Annotated in this window: 20 protein-coding genes and 3 tRNA genes; 12 read left to right on the top strand and 11 right to left on the bottom strand. The window is 51.8% G+C overall.

The window, feature by feature from the left end; genetic code table 11:
* Window positions 1-29: 29 nt before the first annotated feature.
* From HMPREF2661_RS00250 to folD, 6 genes are all read right to left on the bottom strand, one after another.
* Window positions 30-761, bottom strand: coding sequence for a lysophospholipid acyltransferase family protein (locus tag HMPREF2661_RS00250; protein ID WP_070822034.1), 732 nt, complete (start codon window positions 759-761; stop codon window positions 30-32).
* A gap of 75 nt (window positions 762-836) precedes the next feature.
* Window positions 837-1,415: a D-glycero-beta-D-manno-heptose 1,7-bisphosphate 7-phosphatase gene (gene gmhB / locus HMPREF2661_RS00255; protein ID WP_003749152.1), complete on the bottom strand. Its 579-nt coding sequence runs from the start codon at window positions 1,413-1,415 to the stop codon at window positions 837-839.
* Between the two features lie 11 nt (window positions 1,416-1,426).
* Window positions 1,427-1,879 (bottom strand): DUF7832 domain-containing protein, encoded by a 453-nt coding sequence (locus HMPREF2661_RS00260; RefSeq protein ID WP_003749149.1) that lies wholly within the window; start codon window positions 1,877-1,879, stop codon window positions 1,427-1,429.
* 93 nt (window positions 1,880-1,972) lie between these two features.
* Window positions 1,973-3,214, bottom strand: a complete 1,242-nt coding sequence (locus HMPREF2661_RS00265; protein ID WP_070822035.1) for an aromatic amino acid transporter — start codon at window positions 3,212-3,214, stop codon at window positions 1,973-1,975.
* Between the two features lie 129 nt (window positions 3,215-3,343).
* A complete protein-coding gene (locus HMPREF2661_RS00270; protein WP_070822036.1) occupies window positions 3,344-4,417 on the bottom strand; it encodes an AI-2E family transporter in 1,074 nt (357 codons plus the stop codon).
* Window positions 4,418-4,501: 84 nt separating this feature from the next.
* Complete coding sequence (gene folD, locus HMPREF2661_RS00275; RefSeq protein ID WP_070822037.1) at window positions 4,502-5,353, bottom strand: bifunctional methylenetetrahydrofolate dehydrogenase/methenyltetrahydrofolate cyclohydrolase FolD; 852 nt, start codon at window positions 5,351-5,353, stop codon at window positions 4,502-4,504.
* A 200-nt stretch (window positions 5,354-5,553) separates the two neighbouring features.
* On the opposite strand from folD, the gene HMPREF2661_RS00280 reads away from it, so the two are divergent.
* From HMPREF2661_RS00280 to HMPREF2661_RS00310, 7 genes are all read left to right on the top strand, one after another.
* Window positions 5,554-5,631 (top strand) — tRNA-Pro (locus HMPREF2661_RS00280).
* A gap of 27 nt (window positions 5,632-5,658) precedes the next feature.
* A tRNA-Arg gene (locus HMPREF2661_RS00285) sits at window positions 5,659-5,735 on the top strand.
* A gap of 9 nt (window positions 5,736-5,744) precedes the next feature.
* A tRNA-His gene (locus tag HMPREF2661_RS00290) sits at window positions 5,745-5,820 on the top strand.
* A gap of 260 nt (window positions 5,821-6,080) precedes the next feature.
* Entirely contained in the window at window positions 6,081-6,587 is a 507-nt protein-coding gene (locus HMPREF2661_RS00295; protein WP_107832109.1) for an adenylyltransferase/cytidyltransferase family protein, read from the top strand.
* Window positions 6,584-8,344, top strand: coding sequence for a bifunctional biotin--[acetyl-CoA-carboxylase] ligase/type III pantothenate kinase (locus HMPREF2661_RS00300; protein WP_070822038.1), 1,761 nt, complete (start codon window positions 6,584-6,586; stop codon window positions 8,342-8,344). The genes HMPREF2661_RS00295 and HMPREF2661_RS00300 overlap by 4 nt, the downstream gene beginning before the upstream one ends.
* Before the next feature lie 15 nt (window positions 8,345-8,359).
* Window positions 8,360-9,202 (top strand): cell division protein, encoded by an 843-nt coding sequence (locus tag HMPREF2661_RS00305; protein ID WP_070822039.1) that lies wholly within the window; start codon window positions 8,360-8,362, stop codon window positions 9,200-9,202.
* 291 nt (window positions 9,203-9,493) lie between these two features.
* Entirely contained in the window at window positions 9,494-9,718 is a 225-nt protein-coding gene (locus tag HMPREF2661_RS00310) for a hypothetical protein (RefSeq protein ID WP_070822040.1), read from the top strand.
* 33 nt (window positions 9,719-9,751) lie between these two features.
* On the opposite strand, the gene HMPREF2661_RS00315 is transcribed toward HMPREF2661_RS00310, so the two are convergent.
* Window positions 9,752-10,267: a DUF4189 domain-containing protein gene (locus tag HMPREF2661_RS00315; protein ID WP_070822041.1), complete on the bottom strand. Its 516-nt coding sequence runs from the start codon at window positions 10,265-10,267 to the stop codon at window positions 9,752-9,754.
* Between the two features lie 256 nt (window positions 10,268-10,523).
* Between HMPREF2661_RS00315 and tldD the strand changes: the two genes are divergently transcribed.
* The 3 genes from tldD to prmC are packed head-to-tail and all read left to right on the top strand — an operon-like array spanning window position 10,524 to window position 13,282.
* Entirely contained in the window at window positions 10,524-11,966 is a 1,443-nt protein-coding gene (tldD, locus tag HMPREF2661_RS00320; RefSeq protein WP_070822042.1) for a metalloprotease TldD, read from the top strand.
* A gap of 52 nt (window positions 11,967-12,018) precedes the next feature.
* On the top strand, window positions 12,019-12,480 hold the full coding sequence (locus tag HMPREF2661_RS00325) for a hypothetical protein (RefSeq protein ID WP_070822043.1): 462 nt from the start codon (window positions 12,019-12,021) through the stop codon (window positions 12,478-12,480).
* Window positions 12,470-13,282: a peptide chain release factor N(5)-glutamine methyltransferase gene (prmC, locus tag HMPREF2661_RS00330; RefSeq protein ID WP_070822044.1), complete on the top strand. Its 813-nt coding sequence runs from the start codon at window positions 12,470-12,472 to the stop codon at window positions 13,280-13,282. Before HMPREF2661_RS00325 ends, prmC begins: the two co-directional genes overlap by 11 nt.
* An 85-nt stretch (window positions 13,283-13,367) precedes the next feature.
* On the opposite strand, the gene HMPREF2661_RS00335 is transcribed toward prmC, so the two are convergent.
* The 4 genes from HMPREF2661_RS00335 to HMPREF2661_RS00350 all read right to left on the bottom strand — a co-directional run bounded on the left by HMPREF2661_RS00335 (window position 13,368) and on the right by HMPREF2661_RS00350 (window position 17,280).
* On the bottom strand, window positions 13,368-14,162 hold the full coding sequence (locus HMPREF2661_RS00335; RefSeq protein ID WP_070822048.1) for a 3'-5' exonuclease: 795 nt from the start codon (window positions 14,160-14,162) through the stop codon (window positions 13,368-13,370).
* Between the two features lie 769 nt (window positions 14,163-14,931).
* Window positions 14,932-15,816, bottom strand: a complete 885-nt coding sequence (locus HMPREF2661_RS00340; RefSeq protein ID WP_283140432.1) for a lipid A biosynthesis lauroyl acyltransferase — start codon at window positions 15,814-15,816, stop codon at window positions 14,932-14,934.
* 78 nt (window positions 15,817-15,894) lie between these two features.
* On the bottom strand, window positions 15,895-16,440 hold the full coding sequence (ruvC, locus tag HMPREF2661_RS00345; protein WP_036492619.1) for a crossover junction endodeoxyribonuclease RuvC: 546 nt from the start codon (window positions 16,438-16,440) through the stop codon (window positions 15,895-15,897).
* Between the two features lie 9 nt (window positions 16,441-16,449).
* Window positions 16,450-17,280 (bottom strand): carbon-nitrogen hydrolase family protein, encoded by an 831-nt coding sequence (locus HMPREF2661_RS00350; RefSeq protein WP_070822046.1) that lies wholly within the window; start codon window positions 17,278-17,280, stop codon window positions 16,450-16,452.
* A 97-nt stretch (window positions 17,281-17,377) separates the two neighbouring features.
* Here HMPREF2661_RS00350 and HMPREF2661_RS00355 point away from each other — a divergent pair, with 97 nt between their 5' ends.
* Window positions 17,378-17,677 (top strand): porin, encoded by a 300-nt coding sequence (locus tag HMPREF2661_RS00355; protein ID WP_049347830.1) that lies wholly within the window; start codon window positions 17,378-17,380, stop codon window positions 17,675-17,677.
* A 260-nt stretch (window positions 17,678-17,937) separates the two neighbouring features.
* The gene (locus HMPREF2661_RS00360; RefSeq protein ID WP_070822047.1) at window positions 17,938-18,396 is read left to right on the top strand and encodes a hypothetical protein; all 459 of its coding nucleotides are present in this window, start codon (window positions 17,938-17,940) and stop codon (window positions 18,394-18,396) included.
* The last annotated feature ends 41 nt before the right edge of the window (window positions 18,397-18,437 follow it).

Below are 18,437 nucleotides of genomic sequence, written 5' to 3' on the forward strand. Positions count from 1 at the left end.
GGGCATGGCGGCCCACCCGATGGAATAATTTATTTGGTTTGTGGCGCGAACGGACCTTGTCCGGTAATCAGGGGCTGTTGGCTTTCTATCCATTGCTCGCATTGAGCCATGAGTTCGGCTTCGTTGCCGCTGCCGTAGGCAATGGGTTTGCCGATGATGACGCTGACCATGCCGGGGTATTTGAGGAAGGAATTTCGCGGCCAAAACTCGCCGCTGTTGAGCGCGACGGGGACGATGTCCATCTCAAACATTTTGGCCATACGCGCGCCGCCGAGCTTGTAGCGGCCTTTTTCGCCGGGCGGCAGGCGTGTGCCCTCGGGGAAAATGGTAATCCAGTAGCCTTCGTTTTTGCGCGCAAGGCCTTGTTCTATCAGCTGTCTGTTGGCTTCGCGGCTGTTGCTGCGGTCAATGCCGATGGTTTTAACCAGTTTCAAGCCCCAGCCGAAGAACGGGATTTTGAAAAGTTCGCGTTTGGCAACATAGACTTGCGGCGGAAAAATTTCTTGCAGGGCGAGGGTTTCCCAGCCGCTTTGGTGTTTGGCGCAAATGATGGCCGGGCGGTCGGGAATGTTTTCCGCGCCGCTTAAGGTGTAGTTCAAACCGATGATGTGTTTGAGCGACCAGTTGAGGATGCGTACCCAAACTTGTGCCATTTTGTGCGCGCCGCCTTGGAAGGGCAGGGCAAGCAGCATAAAGGGGAACAGCAAAATAATGCTGGAGGAAAGGATGAACCAGTAAATCAGGTTGCGGATAATCAGCATATCGGGGAAAAGTCTGTCGTTGGAAGGCCGTCTGAACGCTGGTGTGAACAGGTTTCAGACGGCCTTGTCATTTGTTTATAAGATGGCTTGCGCGGTTTCTTCGATTTGTGTGTTTTCGCGCATGATGTATTGCGAGAAAGCGAGCAGGTTGTCGAAGATTTGGGTGTGTTCGGGCAGGTCTTGCTCATGTTGGGCCAGCGTTTTCTTGCCTTTGCCGGTCAGGACGAGCGCAGATTTGCCGCCTGCGGCATCAATGGCCTGCAGGTCGCGCAGGCTGTCGCCGACCAGCCAGGTTTCGGCGGCATCGGCCTTGAAGCGTTCGATGATGTCGAGAATCATGCCGGGCTTGGGTTTGCGGCATTCGCAGTTATCAACGGCGGTATGCGGGCAAAACCATATGCCGTCGATGGTGCCGCCGGCTTGAACGGCAAGGCGGTGCATTTTCGCGTGCATTTCGGTCAGGTCTTGCACGGTAAAGTATTTGCGGCCGATACCGGATTGGTTGGTGGCCACGGCGATGGTGTAGCCTGCCTGCGTTAAAAAGGCGATGGCATCCATGCTGCCTTCGATGGGAATCCATTCGTCAACGGATTTGACGAAATCGTCGCGGTCTTGATTGATGACACCGTCGCGGTCGAGGATGATGAGTTTCATGGTTCGGGCCCTTATTTTTTTGCTTTCAAACTGCTTTGCCATTTTTCAAAGGCCGTCTGAAAAACGGGTGTCAGTTTGGCGAAGGTTTCCGGAGTGTTTTTGACGTGGTAGAAGCCGCCGAGCGAGGGCGTGTCGAGGGCTAGGACGTAGTCTTCCATAAATGCGCCGTAGCCGTCTTCTTCGTCGGTGTAGTAGAACTCGGTAAACCGTTGGCCGAGTTCGGTAAAGTCGTCCGCCGTCAATGCGCCGTCCATGTGTTTGAGCAGGAAGTGCCGTCCGCTGATTGTGCCTGCGGTCATGGCGGCGAAGTCGGCCGCGGTTTCGGGGGCTGTTTGCCAGACGGGGTTGACGAGGCCTGATTTCGCCGCCCACTGCCAGTACATGCCGATGTGGGTGGCGGCGTTTTCGGGCGGGAGCTGGTCGGGATAGTCTTCGTCGAGGTGGAAACGGATATTGTCGTACATGGACGGGGTTCGTTGGGGGAAAGGGGGTATTGTAGCGGAAAATAATGAATTAGGCCGTCTGAAAGAGGGTGTTTCAGACGGCCTTAAGGGAATTTAACCTTTAAATACGGGAACAAGCTCCATTTGGCTCAATATTTGGGCGGCAATGTTGATGACGCCGAAGAGGAAGACCCAAACCATCAGCCGGAATCCGCCGTAAACTTGGTAGTTTTTGCCGACGCCGAATTTTTTGCGCGAGCGGTAGAGCAGCATGGCCGGGATGATGCCGGTCCAGATGGTGGCGGCCAGGCCGACGTAACCGATGGCGGTAACGAAGCCGGTGGGGAAGAGCAGGCAGGAAATCAGGGGCGGCAGGAAGGTCAGCGCGGCGGTTTTGGTGCGGCCGGAGATGCTGTCGCTCCATTTGAAGATGTCGGCGATGTAGTCGAACAGGCCGAGCGTTACGCCGAGGAAGGAGGTTGCGATCGCCATGTAGGAGAACAGGGTCAACACTTTGTCCATATTGCCGGTTTGGGCGAACTTGGACAGCGTTTCGATCAGGACGGAAACTTGGCCTTCTGCGGCGATAACCGGTGCGAACTCGCTGCGCGGCAGGTTGCCTTGGATGGCGATTTGCCAGAGGACGTAAATTACCAAGGCAATCAGCGTACCCGACCACAGGGATTTGGCCACTTTGGGCGCGTCGCCTTTAAAGTATTTGAGCAGGCTGGAGACGTTGCCGTGGAAACCGAATGAGGCAAGGCAGACGGGCAGGGCAGTGGCAGCATACATCCAGTAGCGGGTGCCGGCCGGGGCTTGGGTGTCAAACAAAACAGGCATTTTGGCATCGGCAATCAGGCCGCCGGTTGCCCAAATAAAGGTCAATACCATGCCGCCGATGAGGATGCTGGTGAAACGGTCAACCAAGCGTGCGGATGCCCAAACGCAAAAGGCGAGAATGCCGAAGAAGACGAGTTGGCCGACGGAGAGCGAAATTTCGCCGCCTACCGCGCTGCCGATGCCTTTGGCGGTCAAATCACCGCCGACGAAGATGTAGGCGTAAGTGAGCAGGTATAAAACGAAAGCGACGGCAACGCCGTTGATGATGTTCCAAGCCGGGCCGAGCAGGTCTTTGACCATGGTGTCGAAGCTGGCGCCGTGCGGATAATGGGTGTTGACTTCCAAAATCATCAGGCCGCTGGAGAGCATGGAAAACCAGGTGTACAGCAACACGACCAGCGAGCCGGCAAACCAGACGCCGGACGTGGCGGTCGGGTTGGCAAGCATGCCTGCGCCGATAACCGTACCGGCGATAATCATCGCGCCGCCGAATAGGGAAGGGGTTTTGGTTGACATTGTTTGTCTTTCTTCTAGAAATGCGTGGTTGTCATTATGCCGTAAAGTGTAAGAAAAGGTAAAGCAAAGGCCGTCTGAAAACCCGATTGTCGTTTTCAGACGGCCTTTGATGTGTATAAATGCAACTGATCAAATCAATTTTCGCAGTTTCAATTCGTTTTTCAGATAGGCGTAATAAACCGGCGCGACGATGATGCCGCCGATGCCGAAAATGCGTTCAAAGACGACCATTGCCACCAGCAACTCCCACGCGCTGGATTCGATTTCCGAGCCGATGATTTTGGCGTTGAGGAAATATTCGAGCTTGTGGATGACAACGAGGAAAACCAGCGAGGCGAGTGCGACGTAAAGCGATGCGCCGAGGCTCAAAATAATGATGATGGTGTTGGAAATCAGGTTGCCCGCCACCGGAATCAGGCCGACGATAAAGGCGACGATCAGGACGGTCATTTTAAACGGCAGGTCAACGCCGAATAGCGGTAAAACCAAGTAAAGGTACAGGCCGGTCAGGAAGGTGTCGATCAGCGAGATTTTAACTTGGGCGAGGAACACGCGTTCAAAGCTGGTTTCAAAAGTGACGATGCGTTGCACCAATTCGGCTTTAAACAATGGCATTTTGCGGCGGTTTTTACGCATTTTCAGGCGGTGGAAGCTGAGCATGGCGCCGATGATGATGCCGATGAGGATGTACACGAAGGACGTGATGCTGTTTTTACTGATACGGGTCAGCGCGGCGCGGTATTCGTCAATCAGCTTGATCGCCGAGGCTTTGATTTCGGCCATATTGTTGGGCAGCATATTGAGAATGGCCGCAGGCAGGTCTTGGCTGTTTTTGGTGTCTTCCAAAATCGCCGCCAGCTTGGCCAGCATAAAGCCGACATGGCCGCCGTGTATCAGGTGGTAAATGCCCAAAGACATCATCGCAATGATGCTGAACACGATGGCCAGCGTCAGCGTGGTGGAAATCAGGTTGATGTTGTGCGCATTGAGCGATTTATGCAGCCGCGTGTTGCGCGGTAAAACACGGCGGCGGAGTTTGAGGATGACGCCGTTGGTGCGCGTAATAAAGATATAGGTCAGGATAACCGACAGCAGCAGCGGCAGCAGATGGTAGTGCAAGACAATCAGCAAGGCCAAACCCATCAGGATATAGGAAGCGTTGCGGAAAGTCGGGTTGTCGGTGTGGGAAGCGAGTAAGGACATGTGAAGCCGATAAGGTAAAAAAACAAAAAACAGGTCAGGCCGTCTGAAAAACCATGTTCAGACGGCCTAATTTAATGACGGCGGTTAGTCGTGCAATGAGGCCGCGTGTAGCGTGTTTTCCAACAAAGTGGCAATCGTCATCGGGCCGACGCCGCCGGGAACGGGCGTAATCATGGACGCACGTTCTTTGGCGACATCAAACTCCACGTCGCCGCACAGGCTGCCGTCTTCCAAGCGGTTGATGCCCACATCGATAACGACGGCGCCGGGTTTGACCCATTCGCCTTTAACAAAATTCGGAATGCCCACGCCGACCACCAAAATATCGGCGGCGGCAACTTCATCGGCAAGGTTTTGCGTGGCGCTGTGGCAGATGGTTACCGTCGCGCGGGACAGCAGCAATTCCAACGCCTGCGGGCGGCCGACAATATTGGACGCGCCGACAATCACGGCTTTTTTGCCTTTCGGGTCGATGCCGTAGGCTTCCAACAAAGTCATCACGCCTTTGGGCGTGCACGGGCGCATCAGCGGCATTTTGACGACCAGGCGGCCGACGTTGTAAGGGTGGAAGCCGTCCACATCTTTATGCGGCATGATACGTTCCAAAACTGCCTGGCTGTCGATGTGGGCCGGTAGCGGCAGTTGCACCAAAATACCGTCGACGGCAGGGTCGCCGTTCAATTCGTCCACCAGTTTCAACAAATCGTCTTGCGTGGTTTCAGACGGCAGCTCGTAAGAGCGCGATTCAATGCCGCTTTTTTGGCAGGCCAGTTTTTTATTGCGTACATAAACCGCGCTGGCAGGGTCGTCGCCGACCAATACCACCGCCAAACAAGGCGTGTGCAAACCTTTTTCCTGGCGCGCCTTTACCGCCTGCGCGACCGCCTCGATGCGTTGCTGGGAGATTTTTTTTCCGTCTATAAGTTGAGCAGTCATGATTTTCCTTCTAAATAGGGACAAATATTGCGTTCAAATTATCGCATTTTTCAGACGGCCTGACACAAAAGAGTGACCCCGATGACGAAACATAAAAATAAATAATGATTAAAAATAATAAGATAAATAAAAAATAGCAAAATAAAGCAAAGTAAGTGTTGACCGGATTGAAAAGGGTCTGTATAGTTCGGGTCTTCAGTCGGGGCGTAGCGCAGCCCGGTTAGCGCATCTGCTTTGGGAGCAGAGGGTCGTGAGTTCGAATCCCACCGCCCCGACCACAAAATTCTAAGCACGAATCGGCATGAGCGCCCGTAGCTCAACCGGATAGAGCACCGACCTTCTAAGTCGGGGGTTACAGGTTCGATTCCTGTCGGGCGTGCCAATTTTTACGGTGGCTGTAGCTCAGTTGGTAGAGCCCTGGATTGTGATTCCAGTTGTCGTGGGTTCGAGCCCCATCAGCCACCCCAGATGAAAGCCTGCATATTGTATGCAGGCTTTTTTCCGTTTATGCCCTGAATTTTATTCAAGTTTATTGGGTTTCAAAAACAGTATTCATCAAACCGTTCCATCATGGCAGCGGCAAAAACGGCGTTTGCGGTGTCTGTCAAATGCCGATGAATACGCAGTCAAGCCCGAATATTGTACCGTTCGGTATCTTTTTATGGCGTTTCGCCGTTATCCTTTATAATACCCCGATTATTTTCTGTTTTATTCCCAAAGGAACCGCATCATGTCCGAATGGTCAGCTCCAGAATTCGAATCCAAAATTTGTCCGCCCGAAAAGCTGGCGGAGCGTTTGGCGGCATTGCCCCGTCCGCTGGTGTTTACCAACGGCTGTTTCGATATTCTCCACCGAGGCCATGTAACGTATCTGGCGCAGGCGCGATCGGCAGGTGCGGCTTTGGTATTGGCGTTGAATACCGATGCTTCGGTGCGCCGTCAGGGCAAAGGGGACGACCGTCCGATTAATCCTTTGGAAAACCGCGCGGCAGTGGCAGCGGCATTGGCGAGCGTGGATTTGGTTACATGGTTTGATGACGATACGCCGGCCGCGTTGATTGAAATGGTCAAACCCGATGTATTGATTAAAGGTGGTGATTGGCCTGTGGATAAGATTGTCGGTGCGGCCGAAACGTTTGCGCGCGGTGGCAAAGTATTTTCGATTCCTTTTTTACATCAGACTTCGACCACCAAAACGTTGGCGAAAATCCGCAAAGCCGGAGGAGGCGCATGACGGATTTGAACAGCCGCCATTGGGCCTTGCTCGCCGCGCTTTCAGACGGCCTGCCGCAACACGTTTCTCAGCTGGCGCGTGCGGCCGGGATGAAGCCGCAACAATTAAACGGATTTTGGCAGCAGATGCCGGGCCATATCCGCGGTTTGCTGCGCCAGCATGACGGGCAATGGCGCTTGGTGCGCCCATTGGCTGTGTTTGCCGAAGAATCTCTGCAACAAATGGCCGGGAAACATGGTTTTCGCGCGCAGTTGAAACACGAATGTTCGTCCAGCAACGATGAAATCATGGCGTTGGCGCGCCGGTCGGCAGGTTTGGCGCACAAGGCTTTGTGTGTAGCGCATTTTCAAACCAAAGGGCGCGGACGGCAGGGGCGAAGCTGGGTCAACCGACAGGGCGAATGCTTGATGTTCAGCCTGGGCTGGGCGTTTGACAAGCCGCAGTATGAGCTGGGTTCGCTGGCGTTGGTGGTGGCATTGGCTTGCCGCCGTGCGCTTGCCGATATCGGTTTGGACGTAAATATCAAGTGGCCGAACGATTTGGTCGTGGCCAACGATAAATTGGCCGGTGTGTTGATTGAAACAACGCGGGTGGAAAATAAAACCGTTGCCGTCATCGGCATCGGCATTAATTTTGTATTGCCGAAAGAAGTGGAAAACGCCACTTCCGTGCAGGCTTTGTTTCAGACGGCCTCTAAGCAGGGCGTAAGCGTCGAAGCCTTATTGAATGCGGTGTTGGCGCAACTTGATGCGCTGTTGAACGAATACGCGCAAAACGGATTTGCATCATGTGTCGGCGAATACGATACCGCCAACCGCGACACAGGCAGGCCGGTCTTGCTGCTTCAAGAAGGGCGCGTTGTCCACGAAGGCGTGGTCAAAGGCGTGGATGCGCAAGGCGCGTTGCGTTTGCTGACGGGCGAGGGTGAGAAAACCATTGTCAGCGGCGAAATCAGCTTGCGCCCGGATAACCGTCCGGCACAACCTGCCGCCGCCAAGCCGGAACGCTTTTTGCTGCTGGATGGTGGCAACAGCCAGTTGAAATGGGCGTGGGTGGAGAACGGCACATTTTCCGAGGTCGGCCGCGCGCCGTATCGTGACTTGGCCAAGCTGGGAGAAGAATGGCTGCAATTTGCCGATGAAGATGTGAAGATTGTCGGTTGCGCCGTGTGCGGTTCGGTCAAAAAAGCGATGGTGGAAGAACAATTGACCCGTCCGGTCGAATGGCTGTCTTCCATGCCGCAGGCTTTGGGCATCCGCAACCATTACCGCAGCCCTGAAGAACATGGTTCCGACCGCTGGTTTAATGCGCTGGGCAGCCGCCGCTTTACGCAAAACGCCTGTGTCGTCGTCAGCTGCGGCACCGCCGTAACCACCGACGCGCTGACGGAAGACAATCATTATCTCGGCGGCACCATCATGCCCGGTTTCCACTTGATGAAAGAGGCGATGGCACTCAAAACCGCCAACCTCAACCGCCCCATCGGCAAGGTATATCCGTTCCCAACCACAACGCCGAACGCCATTGCCAGCGGCATGATGGATGCTGTTTGCGGCGCGTTGATGATGATGCATGGCCGTCTGAAAGACAAAACGGGCGGGGGCAAACCGGTCGATATTATTATCACGGGCGGCGGCGCGGCCAGAGTCGTGCAAGCCTTGCCCGAGGCATTTGTTCATGACAATCAAGTGAAAATCGTCGATAATCTCGTGATTCACGGGCTCTTGCATTGGATTGCCCATCGCAACGGACAATAAAAAGGAAAACGCATCATGAAATGGCTGTTTGCGGTCTTGGTCGCACTCAACATCATTGTTTTTGGCAGTATGGTTGCCTATCGGACACAACATAAAACCGCCAAACCCGAATCTGCTTTGGAAGGCGGTACGCACGAATTATTGCGCCCATCTTCTTTGGACGCGCCCAAAGCCGAGCCTCGGCAGGCATCGCAACCCGATTGGGTGGTGGTCGAATCAGACGGCCTGATTATGGCCGAACCTGAATCCGAAGAAGCGGAAGCCTTGCGTAAAAAGCAAGAAGCGCAGCAGTTGAAAGAGAAAAAAGAAAAAATGCGCCGCGAGAAAGAGGCGCAAGAGCGTCGCGCCGCTGAAGAAGAAATGGGCGCGGCCGGCGTGGAACGCTTGTGTACCAGCAGCGCCACCGTGGTGATGGATGAAGACGATTACCACCGCATCAAAGGCCTGTTGGGCAAATGGCCTCATGCGGCCAGCCGCAGTATCGAAAAACGCAACGGCGCATCCGGTGGCGAGACTTCTTCCAAAACCTTCCGCGTGGTCTTGCCTGCCGACGGCGACACTTCCGCCCAGCTTGATGCCTTGGGCAGCCGCGGCTTTAGCGGCAGCATTCACAACGGCGAAATCAGCGTTGACGTAACACGCAGCCGTTCTTCCGCCCAAGTTTTGATTTCACGCTTGTCCAGCGCAGGTTTCGGCGGCGCGCGCATTGTCGAGCAGGAAGACAAAAGCGCACCCGATACCGGTTTGAGCGTAGCGCGCATGACCGTGGTCTTTATGGCGGTCGACGAGCGCGATGCTCAAGACATCAGAAACATTGTCGGCCGTTATGGCAAATTGAACATGAAAACCTGCCGATAATCAGGTCTATTCAGTTGCAGATGGCCTGACCAGCAGTCCCAAGCCTGATAAACCGAACGCCAAAAAACACGAAACCCACTGTATCGGCAGTGGGTTTCATGTTTTTCGGTTTTGAGTATCTGATATAAAGGGGAACAGGTATGTTTCGTATATGCGCACTCCGAGTATCAAGAGATAATGGGGAAGAGGGGGATAAAATCTGTCGTTTAATGGCTCGGATTAGGACGTCTTCCGAGTGGTTTTGATTATACGCTAATAATAACTATTATCAATAGCAAAATTGAAAAAATAATGGTTTTTGTTGTAATGCTTTGTTTTGTATGGAAATTAAGTTTCGGTATTGGCTTTGCCGTGATTGAAAAGGCCGTTGATGACCCACAGGCATATTTGGCATCGCCTATCAGCAGCTTGCCGGCAATGTCTGAATCATTGCCGGCAGAGACAGAAAATGGCAACAGTGTCGCAGTTAAAACAAAACTGGATAAGCGTTTTATTGTGTTGTACTCGTTAAAATAGAATGGGGATAGAGGAAAGTATAGCGTATAAGAATTAGGGTAAAGAGCAACCCTCTGGCATTAGGATTCTACATTCTTGTGCGCCTGTATTGGTACAATTTGTCATAGCTGTTTGTTCGGAAACTCCTTGCTCAGCAGCACCGCCTATAATTATAGGAGTACCTTTTAAATTTCCTACTGCCGCAGCAATGCAGCCATTTCTAACCCATTTAAGAATTTCACAAGAAGCTCCATTACTACCTTTCTTACAACGTTTAATTGCTTCACTTTTTGCTTCTGCTAACGACCTATGATTTAAAGAACCTGTAATATGGCCAGCCTTTTTACTGATTGCGATAGCTCCAAACTTAGATGGGACGTGCACATCTACATATTCTATTTTTTTTGTGGGCTTAGCTACTTTTGATTGTGGAACATTATATAAAATTTGTCTGCCAGAGCTGTCGATAATGCGACAGGTACCTGTTGCAGGTTGGTATTCTCCGCCACAACCGTTGGCATAAACATTAAGGCTTGCCAGTCCTAGCAATACAACAAGTAATTTTTTCATTTTAATTCCAATCTATTTATTATTTGAATCTTTATCAGTCTGCCGCTGCATCAATCATACGATGATTTGTTATCTTCATTACGCGGCTGATGTTGAAATAGGGTAAGGCAAACATTCAACCCTATCTTTCAGACGGCCTTTTGATTTGTTTCAATCACTCATAAACCCAAGCAATCAACATATCCAAAGCCATATAAAATACCGTATAATCAAGGCCAAATTAACTTTGCCTGCTTGTCGGGCCGTCTGAAGAATTATGCAACAAACCTACGCCGCCGTACAGCGAGATTTGCTCGAAACCAACCATCTTTCTCCCGATTTGCTCGCCCAAAGCCTGAGCATTATCGGCGCCAACCATGTCGATTATGCCGACATCTATTGTCAGCGCACTGCCTATGAAAGTTGGCATTTGGAGGAAGGCATCGTCAAATCGGGCAGCTTCCAAATTGATCAGGGCGTGGGCGTGCGTGCCGTTTCGGGCGATAAAACTGCTTTTGCCTACGCCGACAGCCTGTGTATCGATTCGATCAACCGCTCTGCCAAAGCCGTGCGCGTGATTGGTGCGGCCGGTGGCGAGGCCAGCGTCAAAGTGCCGACACCTGCCTACGGCAAGCCTGTCCACATGGCGATTGACCCTATTGCCAGCCTCGATTCCGCTGCCAAAGTCGCGCTGTTGAACAAAGTCGAAACGCTGGCCAAAGCCGCCGATCCGCGTATCGTGCAAGTGATGGCCGGTTTGACCTGCGAATATGATATGGTGTACATCGCCCGTTTGGACGGTAAACACGCTGCCGACATCCGCCCGATGGTGCGCATGAACGTTACCGTCATTGCCAAGCAGGGCGAGCGTCGCGAGCAGGGCAGCGCGGGCGGCGGCGGACGTTATGATTTGGCGTATTTCGATGAAAACTTGGTACATCGGTTTGTCGATTCCGCCGTCAAACAAGCACTGACCAATCTCGAATCCCGTCCTGCGCCTGCCGGCGAGATGACCGTCGTTTTGGGCAACGGCTGGCCGGGCGTGTTGTTGCACGAGGCGGTCGGACACGGTTTGGAAGGCGATTTCAACCGTAAAGAAACCAGCGTTTTCTCCGGCCGTATCGGCGAGCGCGTGGCCGCCAAAGGCGTGACCGTTGTGGATCAAGGCGATATTGCCGATAGGCGCGGTTCGCTCAATATCGACGACGAAGGCAATGAAACCCGCCGCACGGTATTGATTGAAGACGGGATTTTGGTCGGCTATATGCAGGACGAGACCAACGCCCGCCTGATGGGTACGCAATCGACAGGCAACGGCCGCCGCGAAAGTTACGCTTCCGCGCCTATGCCGCGCATGACCAATACTTTTATGGAAAACGGCGGCTATGAGCCGGAAGAAATCATCGCGTCCATCGACAAGGGCATTTACGCCGTCAACTTCGGCGGCGGACAAGTGGACATTACCAGCGGCAAGTTCGTGTTCAGCGCATCCGAAGCGTGGTGGGTGGAAGGTGGCAAGCTGCAATACCCTGTCAAAGGCGCGACCATCATCGGCAACGGCCCCGAAGTGCTGAAACACGTTTCCATGATAGGCAACGACTCCGCACTCGACAGCGGCATCGGCGTCTGCGGCAAAGAAGGGCAGAGCGTTCCTGTCGGCGTCGGACAACCGACCCTGAGGATTGATGCCGGACTGACCGTCGGCGGTAGCGAAATTTAAACGGCAGGCCGTCTGAAAGGTTTCAGACGGCCTTTTACATTAGGATAAAACCATGCAGAAAGAGAATCGGAAATCAAGTTTTCCCATAGCGATGTTGCTGGTGTCGGTTGCACTGTGGATAGCGTCTTTGTCCAATGTTGCATTTTATTTGGGCAATCATGAAAGCATGAAGGGTGTAACCGTTTTGATTTTGGGGTCGATATTTGCTTCTTTGGATATCAGGTATTGTGCGGCCTATGCGAATTATGTTTTGTTGGCGGCCATTGTTTTGCTGGCGTTGCGGAAGAAGGTCGTGCCTGTCCATGCGGCACTTTGGGGCTTGGCGTTGGTGGCTTTCAGTGTGAAAGCCGTACATGTCGATGAAGCAGGAAATACGGCGGATATCGTGCGTTACGGTGCAGGATTTTATTTGTGGTATGCCGCATTTGCGGTTGCCACCATCGGCACGTTTGCCGGAAAGAATAAGGAAAGAAAAGCCGCAACGCTGGCAGATGGGACGAAAAATGACGCTTGATGAATGGCTGCGCCAATCGGCACTGCCCAAAAACGAAGCGCGGATGTTGTTGCAATATGCGCTGAGTTACACGCGCGCGCAGCTGGTTACACGCGGTACGGACGATTTGGCAGAATCTGCCCTGCAAACCTTGGAGATTTTGACGCAACGCCGTCTGAAAGGCGAGCCGATGGCCTATCTGTTGGGCGAACGCGAGTTTTACGGACGACGCTTTGCCGTCAATCCGCATGTGCTGATTCCACGCCCTGAAACCGAGCATTTGGTGGAAGCCGTGCTCAAACGCTTGCCGCCGCAAGGCCGCGTGTGGGATTTGGGAACGGGCAGCGGCGCCATTGCCGTAACCATCGCGCTTGAACGTGTTGATGCCGATGTTCGCGCATCCGACATCAGCGTCGGTGCTTTGGATACTGCCCGTCAAAATGCGGCCGAATTGGGCGCAAAAGTCGAATTTGCTCAGGGTTCGTGGTTTGATACCGACAGGCCGTCTGAAGGCCGATACGATGTGATTGTTTCCAATCCGCCGTATATCGAGGATGGCGATGAACATTTGTCGCAGGGCGATTTGAGGTTTGAACCGCAAAACGCGCTAACCGACTTTTCAGACGGCCTCAGCCATATACGCCACATTACCCAAGAAGCCCCCAAATACCTGAAAGCCAACGGTTGGCTGCTGTTTGAACACGGCTATAACCAAGGCGAAGCGGTGCGGAACATAATGCTGGAGAACGGTTTTACCGAAGTGGCCACCGAACAGGATTTGGCAGGATTGGACAGGGTTACGCTGGGGCGTTTGCCTGCTTAGTGGGCATGGTTTATCTGAATATAAAAAAAGGGCGTGTCGATCACGCCCTTTTGGTTTTTTGGTTTAGCTGTTCAGACGGCCTGGTTTAACGCCAAGCGGCGACGAACTCCGCCCAGTGTTGTTTTTCTTCGGCTTGTGCGGCCAGATAGTGTTTGATGCGTTTGATTTCGACTTCGTATTCGTCGGCGTCGAGCGCGCCGCTCATCATGCGAAAGCGCATGTACATCAGGTAGGTATTGGCGGCATCGGTTTCGCAATAGTCGCGGATATCTTTCAGACGGCCTGCATGATAAGCGTTCCAAACCTTGCTGCCGTCCATGCCCAGTTTGCCGGGGAAACCGCAGAGTTTGGCCATATCGTCCAAAGGCACGCTGGCGCGCGGTTGGTAGAGGGCGAGCAAATCCATCAGGTCGCAATGGCGGGTGTGATAGCGGCTGATGTAGTTATTCCACTTAAAGTCGCGGCTGTCGCCAAAGTCGCCGTCGCCCATGTCCCAATAGCGGGCGGCGCTGATGCCGTGTATCAGGGCGCGGTAGTGGAGGACGGGCAGGTCGAAACCGCCGCCGTTCCAGCTGACGAGTTGCGGCGTGTAGTTTTCGATGACCTCGAAAAACTTGGCAATCATGACTTCTTCGCTGTCTTCGGGATCGCCGATGGTGCTGACGCGGATTTTGTCCTGACCCCAGCGCATACAGCAGGAGATGGCGACGACTTGGTGCAGATGGTGTTGCATAAAGTCGCTGCCGGTCTTGGCGCGGCGTTGCTGTTGGGCAAACAGGACGACTTCGTTGTCGGGTAAATCGGCAGGCAAATCGTAAAGCAGGCGGATGCCGGTTACGTCGGGAATGGTTTCGATGTCGAAGGCGAGTATCGGGGTCATGGCGTGATCAGGTTGGATAAGGAATGATGCCATTGTGGCATGACGGCGCAGATAAAAAAAGAGGCAATCCCCCACAGGATTGCCCCAATACCTCAAATCAGAGATTTACGCTTCACAAACAATACAGGCTTTCACCTGCGGCTTTACAGATGCAGCTCAACTCTGCACCGGTAAACTTTCATTTCGGGTATTGCACCGAAATCCTCTAAAAATACTGCAATTGCTTGCAATATCAGAAAACTGCTTACAAAAACATTTAAAACCGGCTGAGGCCGTCTGAATGTCTTGTAATTTGATGTAGTGAAATTTACGCGAATTTTTACAGTTTGCCAAGTGTTTTTTTCTGAAGGTTTGGTTTAGGGTAAATTGCGGTTATTGTCATATTTTTGCAATTAAATTGCATAATAATTTAAAATTAGATGTTTATTTTGTGTTTCTTGCTTTAAATTTAATTTAATTTCATATTTCGAATGATTAAAATTTGTTTTATTTTAAAAGTTATTCTATAACATTTTGTTTTTAAATGAAATTAAATTTAACATATAAATGAAAAGGGTATTGAAGAGAGCATTTTTTATTTGAGAAAAAATATAAGGTTGTTTGAAAGTTTCAATTGCCTTGAAAAAAGTTGTTTTTAAAGCATTTAAAGTGGAATTTGATTTGATTGTTTGAAATTGAAGCCGAGCTTGAGTTTGATACAATTAAAATGAAAAAGCGGAAAAAGAAAGGTTTTGCCGCTTTTTTATGTTTAAATTGTAATTTTATGTAGTCAGTAAAAGCTGCTTTCGCCTTCGGGACGGGTTTTGAAGCGTTTGTGCAGCCAGAAATATTGTTCGGGATGCTCGCGTACCCGCTCTTCGATGAAGTCGTTCATGCGCTGGGTGTCGGCTTCGACATTTTCGGTCGGGAAATTGTCCCAAGCCGGATAGAAGCGCAGGGTTACGGTATTGTCGGCTTCACGCGTGGGGATGGCGGGAATGATTTTGGCTTTGGTCATGCCGGCGATACGGCTGAGGCCGGTAATCGTGGCCGTCTGAATGCCGAAGAAATTGACGAAAATGGAATCGTTGCGGCCAAAGTCTTGGTCGGGCAGATAAAGAAAGGGCGCATCGCTTTTGCGCAGGTGCTTGATGATGGCGCGCAGGCCTTCTGTGCGGCCGATCAGGAAAACATTGTTGTAGCGGTGGCGGCCTTTCAGGATTTGCTCGTCCAGGGTTTTGTTTTTTTGGTGCGAATACATGCTGGTCAGCGGCACATCCTGATTGAGCGTGTAAACCGCCATTTCAAATGCGGTAAAGTGCGGATAGAGGATGATGACTTTTTCGCCGGCGGCGAGGGCTTCGTCGAGATGGTGTTTGTCTTGATAGCGCACCAACGAGCGCAGTTTGTCCGCAGGCGCATACCAGTAGAGGCCGTATTCGAGCATCAGCTTGGCCATGTGTTGGAAATGGCATTTGAGTAGGGCGGTGCGCTGGCTGTCGTTCAGCTCGGGAAAGCATTTTTTGAGGTTGACCTCGCCGACTTTGCGGCGCGGTTTGACTGCGTAATAAGCAAGAATGCCGATTGCGTCGGCAATTTTGTGCAACACGCAAAAAGGCAGCAGGCGGATGAGGTAGAGAAAAAGGAAGGCGGCTTTCATGCAGGCTCGCTGTATGTGGGCAAAGGGCTATTATAACCGAAAGGCCATCTGAAAACGGGTTGGAACACGATTTCAGACGGCCTGAATGTCGGCTTACCATTGGAAACGGCCGCGCTTGACCTGTAGGCCGTCAGGATTGAGTTGCGAAGCCAATCCGTGATTGCGCAGGGCGTGGGTGAGGGCGACGGCGAGTCCGTCGGCGGCATCGGCTTGCGGCGTGCCTGAAAGTGCAAGCATTTGAACCACCATATGCTGCACCTGCTCTTTGGCGGCCTTGCCCTTGCCGACCACGGCCTGCTTGACCTGAAGCGCGGTGTATTCAAATACGGGCAAATCGTGCATGACCAAAGCGGCAATCGCCGCACCGCGCGCCTGACCGAGCATCAAAGTCGCGGCCGGGTTGACGTTGACAAACACTTGTTCGATGGCCGCCTGATGCGGCTGATAGTGGCGGATGATTTCGTCGATATGGCGGACAATCACGGCGATGCGTTCGGAAAGCGACGCGCCGGTCGGCGTTTTGATACAGCCGGAAGCAACATAATGATGCTCGCGACCGTGGACATCGATAACGCCGAAGCCGGTCACGCGGCTGCCGGGGTCGATGCCGAGAATGCGTGTGGGTTGGGAGTGGGACATAGTGCGTGTTTAAAGTAATCGGTGTTTCAGAGCAGGCAGGCGCGTGCGCACGCTTTGCAGGCGCGCGGTATCCAAATCGGCACAAATCACGCCTTCGCCTTCGGGCAACGTCGCCAACACATCGCCCCAAGGGTCGATAATCATACTGTGGCCGAATGTGCGGCGGCCGCTTTCATGCAGTCCGCCCTGTGCCGACGCGATGACGTAGCATTGGTTTTCCACTGCACGGGCGCGCAGCAGCAATTCCCAATGCGCCTTGCCGGTCGTGTGGGTAAACGCGGCCGGCAACAATAAAACATCAAACGGCTGCTGGGCGCGGAAAAACTCAGGAAAGCGCAAATCGTAGCAGACACCGGCCGCCAGCGGAACATCGTCCACGCTTAACTTCGGCACATCGCTGCCCGCCAGTATCGTATCGGCTTCGGCGTAGCGTTCGCCCAAACCGGAAAAGCCGAAAAGGTGCATTTTGTGGTAAAGCCCGATTCGGTTGCCGTTGCGGTCATACACCAGCATTGTGTTCATCACCTTGCCAGCGTTTGGGCTTTGCAGCGGAACCGTACCGCCAAACAACACCACGCCGCATTCCCTTGCCGTTTCGCTTAAGGCCGTCTGAAAACGGGTGTCGCAGGTTTCGCCAACGCGTCCATCGTCCAAAGGCTCGGCAAATGCCAGCTTGTCCGTATCGTTTTTGCCCATTAGCGGCCAATATTCGGGCAACAACACCCAATCCGCCCCTTGTTCGGCCGCCTCGCGGACAAGGCGTTTCATCGTGGCAATATTGGTTTCGGGGTCGGTGGACGACACCATTTGCACCGCGGCGGCACGTAAAGAGCGCATCATCAAAACTCCTGTCAGATTTTGCAAGAATTGTAACTTGTTTACGCACAAGGCCGATACAATCGCCTTACAATTCCTCTCCAAAAAAAAAGGATAAACCATGAACTTGAAACTTCTCCTCACTGCCGCACTTTCCACCGCCGCACTCGCCGCACATGCCGACGTACAGCTTTACGGCAGCATCAAAAGCGGCATCGAAACTTCGCAAACCCGTTTCGGCGGCCAAACACGCAGCAGCACCGCCGTTGCCGACCAAGGCAGCCACATCGGCCTGCGCGGCTCGCATCCGATTGGCGGCGGAACGAATTTTATTTGGGAAGTCGAACAAGATACACCGATCGGCAAAAGCGGCTCCATCCGCCAAGACTGGCGCGAACGCCGAGACAATTTTGGCCGTTGAAGGAAAGATTGAATACTAAAGGCCGTCTGAAAAATCAGGACAACTGGTTTTCAGACGGCCTTTGTTTATTTTGAGGATAATTGTATAGTGTATTTTTAACTTACTGTTTTATCTTTAAAATATAATTGATAGTTATTTATTAGGACTAAGTCTTCAAAATGGTGCTAGAATCTTGTGAGCAATAAAATGTAACTTTATAAGTTTTAAAAATGGTTATTGCTATACATGGGATAAGACATTACAAATTTAAGGAGTTTGAAATGAAAAAAGCATTCTTTCTTTCTATTTGCCTGTTAGGATCTGGTTCTTGTTTTGCTCAAGATTTTTCAATACTTTCTGCTTTTAGAGATACTATTAAAAATTCAATTGATGAGAAAACGTATACTCTATGTGATGTGGAAAAATATGATCAGTTACATAAAATTGGAAATGAATGTTTATATAGTTTATCTCTTAGTTTAGATAGTGCGATAGATAAAAGATATAAAGAATTGCAAATTAAAAATAAAAAAAATAAATTAGTTGAAAAATTTCCTTTAAGTTATTTTTCTAAGTTAAGAAAAACGTACTCTGCTTATGAGGATGAAGCTTGTTTTAATCCATTAAATGATATTACGGGTGGGTTAAAAAATTCTTATGATGCAAAAGAGCTTGTTTGTAATGTGGAGCAGAAATTATTTCACATAAAAACATTAGAAAATTTTGATAAAAATATTTGACTTATATATTAATTTAGGGGCTGACGTAGATTAGCAGTTAT

This window comes from Neisseria sp. HMSC061B04 (genome assembly GCF_001836705.1).
Lineage (GTDB): Bacteria > Pseudomonadota > Gammaproteobacteria > Burkholderiales > Neisseriaceae > Neisseria.

Coding starts and splice junctions, on each gene's coding strand:
- HMPREF2661_RS00250 (WP_070822034.1), bottom strand. CDS start 761: ATGCTGATTATCCGCAACCTGATTTACTGGTTCATCCTTTCCTCCAGC.
- gmhB (WP_003749152.1), bottom strand. CDS start 1,415: ATGAAACTCATCATCCTCGACCGCGACGGTGTCATCAATCAAGACCGC.
- HMPREF2661_RS00260 (WP_003749149.1), bottom strand. CDS start 1,879: ATGTACGACAATATCCGTTTCCACCTCGACGAAGACTATCCCGACCAG.
- HMPREF2661_RS00265 (WP_070822035.1), bottom strand. CDS start 3,214: ATGTCAACCAAAACCCCTTCCCTATTCGGCGGCGCGATGATTATCGCC.
- HMPREF2661_RS00270 (WP_070822036.1), bottom strand. CDS start 4,417: ATGTCCTTACTCGCTTCCCACACCGACAACCCGACTTTCCGCAACGCT.
- folD (WP_070822037.1), bottom strand. CDS start 5,353: ATGACTGCTCAACTTATAGACGGAAAAAAAATCTCCCAGCAACGCATC.
- HMPREF2661_RS00300 (WP_070822038.1), top strand. CDS start 6,584: ATGACGGATTTGAACAGCCGCCATTGGGCCTTGCTCGCCGCGCTTTCA.
- HMPREF2661_RS00305 (WP_070822039.1), top strand. CDS start 8,360: ATGAAATGGCTGTTTGCGGTCTTGGTCGCACTCAACATCATTGTTTTT.
- HMPREF2661_RS00310 (WP_070822040.1), top strand. CDS start 9,494: ATGGTTTTTGTTGTAATGCTTTGTTTTGTATGGAAATTAAGTTTCGGT.
- HMPREF2661_RS00315 (WP_070822041.1), bottom strand. CDS start 10,267: ATGAAAAAATTACTTGTTGTATTGCTAGGACTGGCAAGCCTTAATGTT.
- tldD (WP_070822042.1), top strand. CDS start 10,524: ATGCAACAAACCTACGCCGCCGTACAGCGAGATTTGCTCGAAACCAAC.
- HMPREF2661_RS00325 (WP_070822043.1), top strand. CDS start 12,019: ATGCAGAAAGAGAATCGGAAATCAAGTTTTCCCATAGCGATGTTGCTG.
- prmC (WP_070822044.1), top strand. CDS start 12,470: ATGACGCTTGATGAATGGCTGCGCCAATCGGCACTGCCCAAAAACGAA.
- HMPREF2661_RS00335 (WP_070822048.1), bottom strand. CDS start 14,162: ATGACCCCGATACTCGCCTTCGACATCGAAACCATTCCCGACGTAACC.
- ruvC (WP_036492619.1), bottom strand. CDS start 16,440: ATGTCCCACTCCCAACCCACACGCATTCTCGGCATCGACCCCGGCAGC.
- HMPREF2661_RS00350 (WP_070822046.1), bottom strand. CDS start 17,280: ATGATGCGCTCTTTACGTGCCGCCGCGGTGCAAATGGTGTCGTCCACC.
- HMPREF2661_RS00355 (WP_049347830.1), top strand. CDS start 17,378: ATGAACTTGAAACTTCTCCTCACTGCCGCACTTTCCACCGCCGCACTC.
- HMPREF2661_RS00360 (WP_070822047.1), top strand. CDS start 17,938: ATGAAAAAAGCATTCTTTCTTTCTATTTGCCTGTTAGGATCTGGTTCT.